Origin of the sequence: Neoroseomonas eburnea (assembly GCF_018129005.1) — a bacterium.
GTDB lineage: Bacteria > Pseudomonadota > Alphaproteobacteria > Acetobacterales > Acetobacteraceae > Neoroseomonas > Neoroseomonas eburnea.
Genome location: NZ_JAAEDL010000002.1, coordinates 188,048 through 203,115, shown reverse-complemented (window position 1 = coordinate 203,115; position 15,068 = coordinate 188,048). Strand labels below are relative to the sequence as shown.

The following is a 15,068-nucleotide window of genomic DNA, read 5'->3' as shown; positions in this document are numbered from 1 at the left end:
GGAATACCATTCTTGCAAGCGATCCGTGAGCGGGGATGAGGATGGACGGGCAGGAGATGGTCGGGGTGGCCGAACGGCCCCCTGCCGCCAGGGCGGAGGTTCCCGCCGTGGCGGCCGCGATCCGCATCCTTCAACACCTCGCCGCCGCGCCGGCGCCGCTGGGGGTCACGCCGCTGGCGCGTGCGCTCGGCCTGAACACCTCCACCTGCTTCAACATCCTGCGCACGCTGGCGCAGGGGGAACTGGTCCGCTTCGATGCGGAGGCGAAGACCTACGCGCTCGACTTCGGCCTCGTGGACCTGGCGCGCGCCGCCTTCGCGAAGGGGGCTGAACTCACGCACGTGCTGCCGATGATGCGGCAACTCGCGCTCCGCCACGGGGTGACGGTGTCGCTGTGGCGGCCCGCCGGCCCGGATCGCATGGTGCTGACGCAGGTGGCGGAGAGCGACCAGGTGATGCGCATCCGCATGGGCGTCGGGCAGCGCCTGCCGCTGCTGATCGGCGCCATGGGGCGCGTCGCCGGCGCCTTCGGCGGCATGCCGGAAGCGGAGCTGCGGCGGCGCTTCGAAGGGTTGCGCTGGCAGCGCCCGTTCAGCTTCGAGGCCTTCCTCATGCAGGTGGAGGACACCCGCCGCCGCGGCTGGGCGTTGGATGAGGGCCACTACGTGCTGGGTGTCACCACCCTCTCGGCGCCGGTGGCGGAACACGGGGCGGATGGGCTCTCCGTCGTCAGCGCCACCATGTTCGGCGGGCAGCACGATGTCGCTTCGCTGGAGCGGATCGGGGTGGAGCTCGTCACCCTGGGGGTGGACATCCGCCGGGCCACGAGCTTCGACTAATAGAATTTCTTTTCTTGGACAGAAGATCAACCTTGCGCATTCCGACGGAGGTGACCTAGCCTCACCGAAAATGCGGAGGAGCGCCGGCGGATGGAACGCGCGGGCAGGGTGACGTGCGCCACCGGCGCAGGGCAGCGAGGCCGGCACAGCACCGCCCGGCTGGCCGAGGGCGAGGCCGCGGCGTGACCGGCGGCGCAGCCTTGAGCCTGACAGCCGGCGTGGCGCGCGCCGCCGCCATCCGCGGTGACTGCACCGCGGTCGTGGACGGCGCGCGGCGCTTCACCTGGCGCGAGCATGCGGACCGCGTGGCGCGGATGGCCGCCGCCCTGCGCGCCCTCGGCGTCGGGCCCGGGGACCGGGTCTCGATCCTGGCCGACAGCAGCCATGCCTATGTCGAGGCCTACCATGCCATCCCCTGGGCGGGCGGTGTCCTCGCCCCGGTGAACAGCCGCTTCGCCCCGGCCGAGATGCTCGAGATGCTGCAGGATGCGACGCCACGCGTGCTGCTCGCGGATGCCGCGCATGCCGAGCTCGCCGCCAGCCTCGCGCGCGACATGGCCGCGCCGCCCAGGGTGGTGACGATCGGCGCGGATCTCGAAGCGATGATCGCCGCGCAGGCACCGGCCGAGGATGCCGGCCGCGGCGGCGGCGACCTCGCCTGCCTGTTCTACACCGGCGGCACCACCGGGCGCGCCAAGGGCGTGATGCTGACGCACGCGAACCTGGTGACGAACGCGCTCAACGTCTCCTCCATGCTCGGCATGACGAGCGAGACCGTGCACCTGCATTGCGGGCCGCTGTTCCATCTCGGCGCCGGGGCGCGCGTCTACTCGACCACGGTGTTCGCCGGCACGCATGTGGTGCTGCCGCGCTTCGATGCCGCCGCCGTGCTGCGCACCATCGCGGAGGATGGCGTGACCATGGCCGTGGTGGTGCCGGCGATGGTCACCGCCCTGCTCGGCGTGCCGGATTTCGCCGCGCACGACCTGTCGAGCCTGCGCACCCTGAGCTACGGCGCGGCGCCGATGCCGCAGGCGCTGATCGAGGCGCTGCTCGACCGGCTGCCGCATGTCGGCCTCATGCAATCCTACGGCCAGACGGAACTGTCGCCGGTCGCGACCATGCTGTCGTCGCGCGACCACGTGGCGGGTTCGGCCCTGCTGCGCTCCGCCGGCCAGGTGGTGCCGAATGTCGAGCTGCGCATCGCCGATCCGCAGGACCATCCGCTCCCGCCCGGCGCGGTGGGCGAGATCCAGGTGCGCGGCGCGACGGTGATGGCCGGCTACTGGAACCGTCCCGAGGAGACCGCGCGCGCCCTCGCCGGCGGCTGGATGCACACGGGCGATGCCGGATACCTCGATGCGCGCGGCTACCTGTTCCTCGTCGACCGGCTCAAGGACATGATCGTGAGCGGCGGCGAGAACGTCTATTGCGCCGAGGTCGAGAACGCGCTGCACGACCATCCCGCGGTCCTGGAATGCACCGTCTTCGGCGTGCCCCATGAACGCTGGGGGGAGGCGGTGCACGCGGTGGTCGTCGCGCGCGCCGGGATGGAGCTCTCGGAGGCCGGCCTCATCGCCCACTGCCGCACGCGCATCGCCGGCTACAAATGCCCCAAGACCATCGAGCTCCGCACCGAGCCGCTGCCCCGCAGCGGCACCGGCAAGGTCCAGAAGGCGGCGCTGCGCGCGCCCTGGTGGCAGGGCCTTGCGCGCCAGGTGAACTGATCGGCGACGACGCCGCACCACCCCATCGGGAAGAACCGGGAGACGAACGACCATGGCTGACATCACACGCCGCACCCTGCTTGGCGCTGCCGCGCTCACGGCCGTCGCGCCAGCGGCCCGGGCGAGCGAATGGCGCCCGGCGCGGCCCACGCGCATCGTCGTCCCGGCGCCGCCGGGCGGCATCACCGACATCGCGGCGCGGCTGCTGGCCGGGCGCGTGCAGGAAGCCTGGGGCCAGCCCTGCGTGGTGGACAACAAGGCCGGCGGCGGCGGCGTGATCGGTACCACGGAATTCCTCCGCGCCGCGCCGGACGGGCACACCATGCTGGTCGGCAACATTGGGCCGCAGGCCACCGCCTATTCCCTGTTCCGCAACCTGCCCTACAGGCCGGACGCCTTCATGCCGACCTCCGGCCTCATCCGCGGGCCGAACGTGCTGGTCGTGCATCCCTCGGTGCAGGCGAACACCGTCGCCGAATTCGTCGCCCTGCTGCGCCGCAGCTCGCAGCCCCTGAACTACGGGTCGTCGGGCATCGGCCAGTCGCCGCACCTCTCGGCCGTGTGGTTCCTGCAGCTCACCGGCGCGCAGGCGACGCATGTGCCGTTCCGCGGTTCCGCCCCGGCGCTGACCGAGCTCCTGGCCGGCAACATCCAGTTCATGTTCGAGAACCTGATCGCGGCGGCCCAGCATATCCAGGCGGGCCGGCTGCGCGCGCTGGCCGTCACCTCCGCCACGCGCAGCCCGCTCTTCCCGGACCTGCCGGCGCTGCGCGAGACTGCGCCGGACCTCGGCGCCTACGACGTCAGCACCTGGGCGGCGCTGTTCGGCCACGCCGCGGCGCCGCGCGACGCGATCCTCGCCTGGAACGCCGAAGCGCGGACCATGCTGCAGAACCCGGAGACGGTCGCGCGGCTGCGCCAGGCCGGCTCGGATCCGCATGTCACCACGCAGGAGCAATTCGCCGCCTTCGTCGCTGCCGAGGTCGCCAAATGGGGCGACGTCGTCCGGCGCGAGGGCCTCGTGCTCGAGATGAACTGAGCGGGCAGGGATCGCCATGGGACCGCTCGCCGGGATCAGGATCCTGGAACTCGCCGGCATCGGCCCGCTGCCGATGTGCGCGATGCTGCTGGCCGATCTCGGTGCGACCGTGCTGCGCATCGACCGGCCGGATCCGCAGGATCTCGGCGTGAAGCGGCCGATCCGTGCGAACCTCGCGCTGCGTGGGCGGCAGGCGGTGGCGCTCGACCTCAAGCGGCCGGAAGCGCGGGAACTTGTGCTGCGCATGGTCGAGACGGCGGATTGCCTGCTCGAAGGCTTCCGCCCCGGTGTGACGGAGCGCCTCGGCCTGGGGCCGGAGGCGTGCCATGCGCGCAATCCGCGCCTCGTCTACGGCCGCATGACGGGCTGGGGGCAGGCGGGGCCGCTTGCCCAGGCAGCGGGCCATGACCTCAACTACATCGCCGTGACCGGGGCGCTGCACGCGATCGGGCGCGCGGGACAGCCGCCCACGCCGCCGCTCAACCTGGTCGGGGATTTCGCGGGCGGCTCCCTCTACCTCGCGGTCGGGGTGCTGTCGGCGCTGCTGGAAGCGCGCGTATCGGGGCGGGGCCAGGTGGTGGATGCCGCCATCGTGGACGGCACCGCCCATCTCATGACCGGCTTCCATGGCCTGCTCGCCGCCGGGATGATGCAGGAGGAGCGCGGCGCGAACCTGCTCGATTCCGGCGCCTATTTCTATGACTGCTACGCATGCGCCGACGGGGGCTGGATCTCGGTCGCGCCCATCGAGGGGCGCTTCCACGCGGAGCTGCTGCGCCGCCTCGGCATCGCGGCGGAGGATTTCCCCGCGCAGCACGATCGCGCCCGCTGGCCGGAGGCGCGTGCGCGCCTGGCCGCCGTCTTCCGCACGAGGAGCAGGGCGGAATGGTGCGAACTGCTTGAAGGCACGGACGGGTGCTTTGCGCCGGTGCTCACCATGGAGGAGTCACGACGGCACCCGCACATGGTCGCGCGCGGAACCTACATCGAGGTCGAGGGCGTCGTGCAGCCCGGCCCGGCACCCCGCTTCAGCCGCACCGTGCCGGAGGCGCCGACGCCGCCATGCGAAGCCGATCCGGTTCACGTGGCCGAGGCGCTCTCGGGATGGCTGGCCGAGGAGGAGATCGCCACGCTGAGCGCCGCCGGCACGTTCGGCTGATCCTGCCCGGAGCACCCCCCGACCCGGGTCCGGAGCGCGATCACTCCGCCCGCAGCCGCGCCTTCGCCGAGGCGACCGGCCTGCAACCCAGCGCGCGGCTGGTCGGCTATGGCGTCGCGGCGGTGGAACCCGGCCTGTTCGGCCTCGGCCCCGTACCGGCGGTACGGCGGGCGCTGGAGCGGGCGGGCTGGGCGATCGGCGACCTGGAGCGCATCGAGATCAACGAGGCCTTCGCCGCCGTGCCCCTCGCCGTGGCACAGGAACTCGGCCTGCCCGAGGACATCATCAACCCTGAAGGCGGCGCCATCGCCCACGGCCACCCGATCGGCGCCACCGGCGCGGTGCTGGTGACGCGGCTGCTGCATGGGATGCGGCGAGACGGGCTGCGCCGCGGCATGGTCACGCTGTGCATCGGGGGCGGCCTAGGCATCGCGCTGGCGCTGGAGGCCGCCTAGGGCCGAGATGCTCGCGAACGCAGAGGGCGTGAGAGGTTGCCGTGAGCCAAGGCGAACGGAAACCGCTCCAGCCTCTTGTTTTCGCGAGCATCTTTGCCCGATCAGGTGATTCCAACTGATCGGGATCTGCTCTAGCCTTTGCCTTCAACGGCCTGCTTGCCGCGAAGCGCGCAGGACTTCCGGATCAGGCCACCGGGACGGATCGGACATCCGGGCCCCCGGCGCACGATCGGGCTGCGCCGGGTGCGCGGGATCGTTCAGGCCACCGGTTGCGCCAGCGGCTTCAGCCGCGAGAGCCAAAGCGCCGCGACCAGCGCCACCAGCGTGCAGACGGCGATCAGCCCGACCACGCCGGCCCAGCCCCAGGCCTCGAGCGCCCAGCCCCCGAAGGTGCCGAGCACGGCCGAGCCGCCATAGCAGGCGAAGAGATAGAGCGAGGAAGCCTGCGCCTTGGCCTTCAGCGCGCGCCGCCCGACCCAGGCGCAGGCGATCGCATGCGCGCCGAAGAAGCCGAGCGTCAGGAACGCCAGCCCCACCACCGCCCCGGTCACCGAGGGCAACAGGGAGACGCCGAGCCCGACCAGGATCACCACCAGGTTCATCCAGAAGATCCGCGCCCGGCCGAGCCGGTCGGCCAGCGCGCCGATGCTGACCGAAGCGACGATGCCCACGAGATAGACCGAGTAGACGAGTCCCGCGATGCTCGGCGAGAGGCCGATCTCCGGCGCCACCAGCCGATAGCCGATGTAGTTGTACATCGTCACGAAGCCGCCCATCAGCAGGGCGCCGGTCAGGAACAGCGCGCGCAGCCCCCGCTCGCGCAGATGGCCCGCGAAGCCCTGGGCGAGGCTGCCGAGCCGCAGCGGCCGCGGCGTGAAATGGCGGGATGGCCGCAGGTTCACCAGGAAGACCGTCGCCGTCACCAGGCCGAGCGCACCCATGGCGCCCACGGCGACATGCCAGGAGACGAACTCGCTCAACAGCCCTGCCCCGACGCGTCCGGCCATGCCGCCCAGCGCGTTGCCGCTGATGTAGAGCCCCATGGACAGGCCGATGGAGCGCGGATGCACTTCCTCGGCGAGATAGGCCATGGCCGCGGCCGGCAGGCCCGCCAGCGCCAGGCCCTGCAGCGCGCGCAGGATGAGGAAGGCTTCCCAGCTCGGCGCGAAGGCGGAGACCAAGGTCAGCCCGGCCGAGGCGAAGACGGAACCCACCATCAGCGGCTTTCGGCCGAAGCTCTCCGAGAGCGAGCTCGCCACCAGCGTGCCGATCGCGAGCGCGATCGAAGGGAGCGAGATCGCAAGGCTCGCCGAGGCGGCGCTGACGCCGAATTCCCGCGAGAAGACCGGAAGCAGCGGCTGCGTGCAGTAGAGCAGGGTGAAGGTCGCGAGCCCCGCGCAGAACAGCGCGATGCTCGTGCGGATGAAGGCGGCCGTGCCGCGCTCGATATGGGGCGTCGCCGTTGCGGGCTGGGCGGGGAGGGTGACGGGGCCGGCGACTGTGCTGCTCACGGCAGAACTGCTCCTGGAATGGGCTGGACGCCGTTTCCCTGAGCAATCTTGGCGGATGCGATGGCCGCGTGCCGCAATTTAGGTCAGAAACATTGACAGGGTCATTGCTGCTGCACCGCAAAAAAATTCGGCGCAGCCGAATAATCCGACCTAGTCTGCGGGCATGGAGCTTCGCTTGCTGCGCGCCTTCGCCACCGTTGCCGAGACGCTGCATTTCGCCCGCGCCGCCGAAAGGCTCGGCATCTCCCCGCCCTCCCTGACCGAACAGGTGCAGGAGCTCGAACGCCGGCTCGGCGCGCGGCTCTTCGTCCGCACCAAGCGCTCGGTGGCGTTGAGCGACGCCGGCAAGCTGTTCCTCGAGGAACTGCGCCCCGCGCTCGAGCAGCTCGACCGTGCGGAGCGCGTGGCGCGCCTCGCCGGGCGTGGCGCACGCGGCATCATCGAGATCGGCTTCGCGGGTTCCGCCGCGCTCTCGGGTGTGCTGGCCCAGGCGATCGCCGCCTGGCGGCGCGAACATCCCGAGGTGGAGCTGCATCTCCACGAGATGGAATCAGCCCCGCAGATCGAGGCGCTGGCCGAGGGCCGGCTCGACATCGGCTTCGTCCGCGCGCCGGTGACCACGCCGCCCGGCATCGTCACCGCGCGGCTGCGGCGGGAGCCGGTCTTCATCGCCCTGCCGCCGGACCATGCGCTGATCGCCGAGCCCTCCGTGCCGGCCGCGGCGCTCGCCGGCGAGGCCTTCATCATCCCCGACCAGGAGGCCGGGATGAGCTTCCACCACCACACCCTCGCCGTGGCGGAGCGTGGCGGCTTCGCGCCGCGGCTCGCGCATCGGGGGCGGGACCTGATCGCGGTGGCGACGCTGGTGGCGCTAGGACTCGGCGTGGCGGTGGTGCCGGAAAGCCTGTGCCAGACCCTCGCCCTGCCGGGCGTGACCTACCGGCCGCTGCGCGGCGCGCCGATCCTCGCCGATATCGTCGCCGCCTTCCGCCGCGCGGAGACGGCGCCGGCCACGCGCACGCTGATCCGCCAGATCCGCGGGCTGGCCGAGGCGGAGGGCTAGAGCAGATCCCGATCAGGTGGAATCGCCTGATCGGGCAAAGATGCTCGCGAAAACAGAAGGCTGGAGCGGTTGCCGTGAGCCAGGGCGAACGGAAACCGCTCTAGAGCAGGTCCCCTTGCCAGGGCTGCGCTCCCGATCACCGCCCGCGCCGCCGCCCATGCCGCCTCGAGGGCGCGAAGGCCAGCCAGGCGGCCGGGATCGGTGAGGTGTCGGGAGGGCGCACGACAGTCACGCACTGACGTTCGGCGGTTGCGCGCCGGGCCCGCCGCCGATGCTCGCCCGATAGGCGCGGAAGATGCCGAGCTGCACCTCGCAGGACACCTGCGCGAAGCCAGCCCCGGCGAGCGCCTTCTCGATGGCCGCAGATGGAACGCAGGCGTCGATCGTGTCCCAGAAGTACCGCATCATCTCCCCGGCATCCCTGCCGCCGCCGAGCCAGCGGGAGAGCGTGGGCACGATGCGGCCCAGATAGAGCTGGAGCGCGGCCTGGCCGGCACGGCTTTCGGGCTGGTCGATCTCAAGGATCAGCACGCTGCCGCCCGGCCGCAGCACGCGATGGAACTCGGCGAAGGTCCGGTTGAGATCCGCGAAGTGCCGCAAGGCGTAGCCGACTGTGACGAGGTCGATCGCCGCATCCGCCAAGGGGATGGATTCGGCCCGCGCCTGCAGCAGCGGCACGGGCAGGTTGCGCCGCGCCTCGCGGAGCATGCCGGCACTGACGTCGAGCCCGATGACGCCGGCCGGGTGCCCGAGGATCCGCAGCGCCTCGCGCGCGACGAGGCCCGTGCCGATCGCGACGTCCAGGACCTGGTGACCCGGTGCCAGTCCGCTGCGCCGGAGGGCATCGCGCCGGTAGCGCGGACCGGAACCCAGGGAGAAGACCCTGTCGATCTGGTCATATGCGCGCGCACCGCGGTCGAAGAGCGTGCGGACGAAGCTCTCCCGCCGGCTCTGCCGGTCATAGTAACGGGCGAGTGCTGGGTGAGGCGGCAACTCGTTCATGGCTCGGGCACGCGTCCTCTTCGTTGAACTCGACGCCGGCGGTCCCGAGGGTGGCGGCAACCTCCAGCGCCGGCATGGGTGACGTCACTCGCCCTTCTTCGGCCGAACGCCTCGGCGCTTCGACCGGGGGCGCGCGGGGGGCGACCGCGGCCTTCGCCGTCGCGATCAAGGCTGGCTCGCCACGCGCGCCGGCCTCCGCCGGATATGCCGCCTGGTCCTCTTCGGTTTGCAGGTGGTCCGCCGCATCGGACGGCTCGCTCCTGATGCCCGGCGCGGCCGTCTTTCGCAGCCGCACGCCTGGGCCCCCGCCATCCTCTGCGATGAACTGGACCCCGGCGGCTTCGAGGGCGATGCGCAGCGTCTCCAGCGTCCGAGGGAAGGGCTGGCGCGCCTCACGCTCGAAGTCCGCGATCGCTTTCCGGGGCGACCTTCGCCCCGGCCTGGAGCTGATCCTGCGACCAATTCAGGAGGGCCCTCGCGGCGCGGCACTGTGCGGCAGTCATCGTCACGGGGTGTGCTGCCTTGCACCAATTGGGTCGATCGCTGGTGACGAGCGACGCTACACAATATGCGTGATGTGATGGTGCCGCAACGCAAGGCGGCCGGACGCGCTGCGGGAACCTGCGTGCCCGGCCTGACTGCGACCCTCGCTTTGAAGGAGCCCGGATCATGGCTGCCAGGGTCGTGGTCACCCGTGCGGCCGCTGGTGCCTTGCTGCTGCGGCATGTGGCGGAATCCGAGGTGAAGCCGTCGGGTCACGCCCTCGGCCGGAGCATCGGCCTTCGATGCACCGCGGATGTCGGTGGATGAAGGTGGCGGGAATCCGGGAAATCCGAGGCGTAGGAAAGGGAAGCGGGCCCCGAACTTCTCGCGAAGGAGACGTTTGGCGGCAGCCCGTCGCTATCGGCCTCTGCCGGTTGCGATCCCGAACCGCCCCTGAAGCCGGTTGAGGCCGACGAGCGATGCGATCGCCAGGAGCGCCCCGGCCAGGAAGGTGGCGCCCGGCCCGCACATGTCCCAAAGCGCGCCGGCCAGCACGCTCGCCGCCAGCATGGTTACGCCGCAGACGAGGTTGAACATGCCGAAGGCCGTGCCGCGCAGATCGGCCGGCGCGGTGTCCGCGACGAGGGTGGAGAGCAGCCCCTGGGTCAGCCCCATGTGCAGGCCCCACAGCGCAACCCCGACCGCGATGCCGGCGAGCCCGCTGGATGCCGCCAGGATCATGTCAGCGACGATGAGGCACAGCAGGCCGAACGACAGCAGCCTGCCGCGGTCCATCCGGTCCGCCAGCAGCCCCGCGGGATAGGCGGAGACCGCATAGACCACATTCATCAGCACGAGTACGGCGGGGACCAGGACGATCGCCAGCCCGGCCTGCTGCGCGCGCAGGATCAGGAAGGCCTCGCTGAATCGCGCCAGCGTGAAGACCGCAGCCACGGCCACGACCCACCAGTAGGCCGCCGGCAGCCGGGCGAGTTCCGCTCGCGACAGCGGCAGTCGGCGCTCGCCCGTCGCAGGCGGGCGGGCCGGTTCTCGCACGGCGAAGACGATCAGCAGGAAGGCGCCGGCCGCCGGCAGCACCGCGATCCAGAAGACGAAGCGGAAGCTGTCCGCCGTCGCCCACATCAGGGCGATGGCGAGCAGCGGCCCGGCGAAGGCCCCGACCGTATCCAGCGCCTGGCGTAGCCCGAAGGCGGCACCGCGGATCCCGGGCGGCGCGATGTCGGCGATCAGCGCGTCGCGGGGCGCGCCGCGGATGCCCTTGCCGACGCGGTCGATGAAGCGCGCCGCGACCAGCCACCCGACCGTATGCGCCAGCGGGAAGACCGGCTTGGTCAGCGCCGCCATCCCATAGCCCGTGGCGGCCAGAAGCTTGCGCTTGCCGAGCCGGTCCGACAGCGCGCCGGAGAACACCTTGGTGATCGCCGCGGTGGCTTCGGCGATGCCCTCGATGAAGCCCACCGCAAGGGTCGAGGCGCCGAGGCCGACGACCAGGTACACCGGCAGCAGCGCGTGGATCATCTCGGAGGAGACGTCCATCAGCAGCGAGACGAAGCCGAGCGCCCAGACGCCACCCGGGATGCGCGGTCGCGGAGCGGGAGGACCTTCGGTCGGTCCGGCTGCGTCAGCCACCGGATGCTGCCAGGCGGCCCTTCCGTGCGGCGCGCATGACGTTCGCCAACGGGATGCCGACGCGGTGGCGCGCTGCGCTGCGTTCCAGCGGGACCTGGGCCACGCCGAGCGCCGCCATCAGCCAGGCTGGACGCAGCTCAGCCCGCATCATGGCGCCCTCCCGCGATCGCGGCGCGCAGGTCATTGAGGCGGTCAAGCGAGGCGAGCGCCCGCTCCCCGTCCATCGCCGCCAGGCCGAGGGCGATAGCCTCGAGCGCGACGAGCGTCGCGCCGTGCAACGCGACCCGGCGCGCGCGGCCACGCCGCGCGGGTACCACCACATCGGCGTGCCGCGCCAGGGATCCGTCGAGGCTATCGGTCACCAGCACGACCGGCAGCGCCAGTCGCCGCGCCTCGCCGAACAGCGCCACCACCTCGCGGTAGGCACGGCCATAGGCGAGGACGAGCAGCGCATCGCCAGGTCCGAGGTCGAGCATCTGGTCCGCCAGTGCGATGCCGCTCGCATCGAGCGCCCGCGCCGAGCGCCCCGCGCGCCCGAGCAGCGTCGCCAGGTAGCGCGCCAGGGCCGCCGAGGGACCGAGGCCGAACACCAGGATCCGGCATGCCGGATGCAGGGTCGCGACGGCTGCCCGGAGGGTCGCGCGGGCTTCGGATGTCGCCAGCGCCTCCACCGCCTCGCGCTGTGTCTCGATGGCGAGATCCACGGCGTGCCAGGATTCCTCGCCTGCCTCGGCCAGGGTGCCGCGCATCGCCTCGGCCGGATTGGTTGGAGGAGCCGCGAGGGCGGCGGCGAGTTCGCGCTTGAGTTCGGGCAGGCCGCGAAAGCCGAGCGCCTGGACGCTGCGCACCACGGTCGCGTCGGAGGTGCCGGCCCGCTCTGCGAGTTCCATGGCGGACAGTGCCAGCGCCAGGGGACGGTTCTCGTTCAGGAACCGGGCGACGCGGCGCCCGGCCGGCGATAGACGCGGCAGGGCCGCGCCAAGGCGCTCGCCGAAGGGATCTGCAGCCTCACATCGCAGTCGATGGGGTAGACGTTGCGGCATCGTGTCGCTCCGGATGGGGCGCATACTGCAGAAATCAGGATGATGTAGTCAATGCTACATGAGCTGCCGGGAAGGCATCGAAGGATGCAGAGGCCATGGAGCCTTTGCCCTCGATTTGCCGTTTGGATCGCTCGATACGATTGAGAATGCAGCGATCGTGACCATGAAGACTGCCGCAGGGATCGGCCGCGATGGATCGTCCTTGCCTATCGCGTTCCGCCCGAGCCTGCGCGTAATCGCATGACCGTCTGACGCCGCCTGAAGTCGCTCGGTGCGGCTCGTGGCGCTGCTGAACCTTGGTTATCTCGGTGTCGAGTTCGCGGTCGCCTTGTCCATCGGTTCCGTTTCGCTGCTCGCGGACAGCGTCGACTTCCTTGAAGATGCGGCAGTCAACTTCCTGATCTTCGCGGCGTTGGGCTGGTCAGCGAACCCTCACGCCCACCGCCAGCGTGCGGCACGCCGGTTCAATTCAGCCCGCCATCATGCCCGTAGCGGACCACCCGCACCGCTTCGAGCGTGACCAGCGCGCTGCCGAGCATGGGGTGCAACGCCTCGATCAGCGCCTCGATCTTCGCTTCCCCGTCCACCAGTTCGATCACCAGCGGCAGGTCCTCGGACAGGCGCAGGATCTTTGAGGTGTGCAGCCGGCTCGACCGACCGAACCCCATCGGGCCGCGCAGAACTGTCGCACCCGCGAGGCCCATCTCGCGGGCCTTGAGCACGATCGCCTCGTGCAGGGGGCGGCCCCGGTACTCGTCCGACTCGCCGATGAAGACGCGCAACAGGCTCGCGGGCGTCGTCCTTGTCGTCATGGTCATGTTCCCCGAAGGCGGTTCATGCGTTGCGCCAGGCGGTGGCCGAGCCAGACCGCGGGCAGCCAGGTCGCAGCCGAGACCAGCACGTAGCCCGCGGCCAGCGGCCATTGCCCTGCCTCGAGCAGACGGATGCTCTCCAGGCTGAAAACCGAGAAGGTGGTGAAGCCGCCGCAAAAGCCGCCCATCACGCCCTGGCGCATGGCGGGTGTCGCGAAAAGTCGGCCGTCCGGCTCGGTGAGCGTGGCGTAGAGGCCGATCAGGAAGGAACCGGCGACGTTCACGCCGAGTGTGCCGAACGGGAGGGCCGGCCCGAAGCCGGCGAGCGCCATCAGGCCGCATAGGTCGCGTGCCACCGACCCGAGCGCGCCCCCGGCGGCGATGGCGAGGTAAAGGCGGGTGCGCGGCGCCATGCCTCAGCCTGCGAACAGCCAGAGGCCTGCCTGGTGACCAGCGAGCGCCGCCGAAAGGCACAGACCGAGGGAGAGCATCACGTTCAGCGCCGCTCTCCAGGCCTCGCCGGCGCGCGCCAGGGCCAGCGTCTGCAGGCTGAATGAGGAGACCGTGGTGTAGCTGCCGAGAATGCCTGTCACGAGCAGCAGCCACGCCTCACGCCAATGTTCCAGGACGCCGTCGGCGGTCATGAAACCTGCTGCGAGCAGCCCGATGGCCGTCGCCCCGGTGACGTTCACGACCAGCGTGCCCCATGGGAAGGTCTCGCCCACGCGGCGGGCGACGACGCCGGAAAGCCAGAAGCGCCCGCAGGCCCCGACGGCGCCGCCGAAGGCGACAAGAAGCAGATGCATCATTGAACCCTGCATCCCCGGCCGATGAAGCCGTGGGGCATCATGAGACCCGCCACTGCTAGCCTCGCGGCGGGAGCATCTGCAAGGCTGCCGCGCCTGCGCTGTGTAACCGGGGATGACACTGCGGCACATGGGCGGCGCGTCCACGCCCCACCCCGGCAATGGCACGCGGCTCGCCGCGCAGGGGCAGGGTTGCACCCGCGTGCACCACCTGGCCGGGCGCCTCCCAATTCGTCTCGATGGCGATGTCGCCGTTGCCGCCGGAGAGAAGGCCGACGCCGAGGCCGATGGCGAGTGGAGCGAGGCCGCCGGTCAGGCGGGATCGCGCGCTTGCGCATCCGCGCATCCACGAGCGCAACCCAGGGGCGCGCCGCCGGCACGGCGTCGATGGCAGGGCGGTGATGGCGAGGTTCTCACCCGCAGCGAGCAACATTGCGAATGCCTCGGGCGTATCCGCGCGCCGCGCCGTGACCCCCCGCGAGATGCGCCGCGCCGTCTCACAGCGCATCGGCGAAGGCCATGAGGAGGCGCAGATGGGGGGGTGCCGGATCGTCGTGCATCGCCGCCGCCCATCCAGCACCAAGCGGCGCATGGGCGACCGCCGAGCCCATGTCGCCGGCACCGAGAATCAGCACGAGCCCGCTCATCGCACGGCCGCTGCCCGTGCCGCCGCCGCCTTGGCCGCGCCCTTGCGCCACAGCTTCACCGAGGAGGCGAGCAGGATCGCGCCCAGGATCAGCTTCAGCGCGCCCGCCGGCACAAAGCGCAGCAGCGCCGCCCCCGCCAGGGCGCCGACAACGGAACCCGCCGCCATGGGCAGACCGATGCCGGCCACCATCGCCCGATCGGCATAGCCCCCGGATCGGGCGTGACGGATCACGCCCACCGCAACGGCCGGCAGGCTGATGATCAGGCTCGCCGTGCCCGCCGCGCGGATGTCCAGCCCGAAACCGAAGATCAGCGTCGGGATGATGAACTCGCCTCCAGCGACGCCGAGCAGCGACGAGACGAGGCCGATCCCGACACCCGCCACCGCACCGGCCGGCGCGCGCCACCAGCCGCCCGGGTCGGCGCCGAGGTGGAGCGCGTCGCCCGCAGCGGCCTCGACAAGCAGCAATACGCCGATGGCAGCGAGCAGCACGGCGATGATGCGCGTCAGGCGCAGCGCATCGATGCGCGCGAGCAGGCCTGCGCCGAACCAGGCCGCGGCCATTGCCGCCAGCATGAGGGCGACAATCTCCGGCCAATGGCCAGCGAGCCCCGGGAAGGACACGAAGCCGAACCGCCCGATCGCCGAAGCGGCGAGGGTGGCGAGGCTCATCAGCAGGTTCAGCCGCACGGCGGCATGTGCGGCCAGCGCGAAGAGACCGAGCAGCACGGGCAGGCGGAACTCTGCACCGCCCAGGCCGATCAGCCCGCCCAGCGTACCGATGGCAGCCCCCCAGAGCAGGGCAGGGACGGGGTCTGGCCGGACCATGG

The 15,068-nt window shown here is 71.4% G+C and carries 17 protein-coding genes; 7 read left to right on the top strand and 10 right to left on the bottom strand.

Annotated features, from left to right (window positions below):
- The first annotated feature begins 65 nt into the window (after window positions 1-65).
- From GXW74_RS03335 to GXW74_RS03315, 5 genes are all read left to right on the top strand, one after another.
- The gene (locus GXW74_RS03335; RefSeq protein WP_211844856.1) at window positions 66-839 is read left to right on the top strand and encodes an IclR family transcriptional regulator; all 774 of its coding nucleotides are present in this window, start codon (window positions 66-68) and stop codon (window positions 837-839) included.
- A 200-nt stretch (window positions 840-1,039) separates the two neighbouring features.
- Window positions 1,040-2,566: a long-chain-fatty-acid--CoA ligase gene (locus tag GXW74_RS03330; RefSeq protein ID WP_211844855.1), complete on the top strand. Its 1,527-nt coding sequence runs from the start codon at window positions 1,040-1,042 to the stop codon at window positions 2,564-2,566.
- 52 nt (window positions 2,567-2,618) lie between these two features.
- The gene (locus tag GXW74_RS03325; protein WP_211844854.1) at window positions 2,619-3,605 is read left to right on the top strand and encodes a Bug family tripartite tricarboxylate transporter substrate binding protein; all 987 of its coding nucleotides are present in this window, start codon (window positions 2,619-2,621) and stop codon (window positions 3,603-3,605) included.
- Between the two features lie 16 nt (window positions 3,606-3,621).
- Window positions 3,622-4,764 carry a CaiB/BaiF CoA transferase family protein gene (locus GXW74_RS03320; RefSeq protein ID WP_211844853.1) on the top strand — a complete coding sequence of 381 codons (1,143 nt, stop codon included), beginning with the start codon at window positions 3,622-3,624 and terminating at the stop codon, window positions 4,762-4,764.
- On the top strand, window positions 4,710-5,219 hold the full coding sequence (locus GXW74_RS03315; RefSeq protein ID WP_246522806.1) for a beta-ketoacyl-[acyl-carrier-protein] synthase family protein: 510 nt from the start codon (window positions 4,710-4,712) through the stop codon (window positions 5,217-5,219). The genes GXW74_RS03320 and GXW74_RS03315 overlap by 55 nt, the downstream gene beginning before the upstream one ends.
- A 257-nt stretch (window positions 5,220-5,476) precedes the next feature.
- Here GXW74_RS03315 and GXW74_RS03310 read toward each other — a convergent pair whose 3' ends face one another.
- Window positions 5,477-6,730: an MFS transporter gene (locus tag GXW74_RS03310; RefSeq protein ID WP_211844851.1), complete on the bottom strand. Its 1,254-nt coding sequence runs from the start codon at window positions 6,728-6,730 to the stop codon at window positions 5,477-5,479.
- Window positions 6,731-6,893: 163 nt separating this feature from the next.
- On the opposite strand from GXW74_RS03310, the gene GXW74_RS03305 reads away from it, so the two are divergent.
- Entirely contained in the window at window positions 6,894-7,793 is a 900-nt protein-coding gene (locus tag GXW74_RS03305) for a LysR substrate-binding domain-containing protein (RefSeq protein WP_211844850.1), read from the top strand.
- A 228-nt stretch (window positions 7,794-8,021) separates the two neighbouring features.
- Here GXW74_RS03305 and GXW74_RS03300 read toward each other — a convergent pair whose 3' ends face one another.
- From GXW74_RS03300 to GXW74_RS03285, 4 genes are all read right to left on the bottom strand, one after another.
- A complete protein-coding gene (locus GXW74_RS03300) occupies window positions 8,022-8,795 on the bottom strand; it encodes a class I SAM-dependent methyltransferase (RefSeq protein WP_211844849.1) in 774 nt (257 codons plus the stop codon).
- Between the two features lie 900 nt (window positions 8,796-9,695).
- Window positions 9,696-10,928 (bottom strand): MFS transporter, encoded by a 1,233-nt coding sequence (locus GXW74_RS03295; protein ID WP_338148121.1) that lies wholly within the window; start codon window positions 10,926-10,928, stop codon window positions 9,696-9,698.
- Complete coding sequence (locus GXW74_RS03290; RefSeq protein WP_211844848.1) at window positions 10,921-11,079, bottom strand: hypothetical protein; 159 nt, start codon at window positions 11,077-11,079, stop codon at window positions 10,921-10,923. The genes GXW74_RS03295 and GXW74_RS03290 overlap by 8 nt, the downstream gene beginning before the upstream one ends.
- Entirely contained in the window at window positions 11,066-11,971 is a 906-nt protein-coding gene (locus tag GXW74_RS03285; RefSeq protein WP_211844847.1) for a MurR/RpiR family transcriptional regulator, read from the bottom strand. The genes GXW74_RS03290 and GXW74_RS03285 overlap by 14 nt, the downstream gene beginning before the upstream one ends.
- A 271-nt stretch (window positions 11,972-12,242) precedes the next feature.
- Between GXW74_RS03285 and GXW74_RS03280 the strand changes: the two genes are divergently transcribed.
- A complete protein-coding gene (locus GXW74_RS03280; RefSeq protein WP_211844846.1) occupies window positions 12,243-12,491 on the top strand; it encodes a cation transporter in 249 nt (82 codons plus the stop codon).
- Here GXW74_RS03280 and GXW74_RS03275 read toward each other — a convergent pair.
- The 5 genes from GXW74_RS03275 to GXW74_RS03255 form a co-directional block, all read right to left on the bottom strand.
- On the bottom strand, window positions 12,436-12,783 hold the full coding sequence (locus GXW74_RS03275; RefSeq protein WP_211844845.1) for a DUF190 domain-containing protein: 348 nt from the start codon (window positions 12,781-12,783) through the stop codon (window positions 12,436-12,438). The two genes, GXW74_RS03280 and GXW74_RS03275, sit on opposite strands and share 56 nt — an antisense overlap.
- 2 nt (window positions 12,784-12,785) lie before the next feature.
- Window positions 12,786-13,196, bottom strand: a complete 411-nt coding sequence (locus tag GXW74_RS03270; protein ID WP_211844844.1) for a fluoride efflux transporter FluC — start codon at window positions 13,194-13,196, stop codon at window positions 12,786-12,788.
- A 3-nt stretch (window positions 13,197-13,199) separates the two neighbouring features.
- The gene (gene crcB, locus GXW74_RS03265) at window positions 13,200-13,592 is read right to left on the bottom strand and encodes a fluoride efflux transporter CrcB (RefSeq protein ID WP_246522804.1); all 393 of its coding nucleotides are present in this window, start codon (window positions 13,590-13,592) and stop codon (window positions 13,200-13,202) included.
- Window positions 13,593-14,086: 494 nt separating this feature from the next.
- Complete coding sequence (locus tag GXW74_RS03260; protein ID WP_211844843.1) at window positions 14,087-14,236, bottom strand: hypothetical protein; 150 nt, start codon at window positions 14,234-14,236, stop codon at window positions 14,087-14,089.
- Complete coding sequence (locus GXW74_RS03255; RefSeq protein WP_211844842.1) at window positions 14,233-15,066, bottom strand: sulfite exporter TauE/SafE family protein; 834 nt, start codon at window positions 15,064-15,066, stop codon at window positions 14,233-14,235. The genes GXW74_RS03260 and GXW74_RS03255 overlap by 4 nt, the downstream gene beginning before the upstream one ends.
- Window positions 15,067-15,068 lie beyond the last annotated feature (2 nt).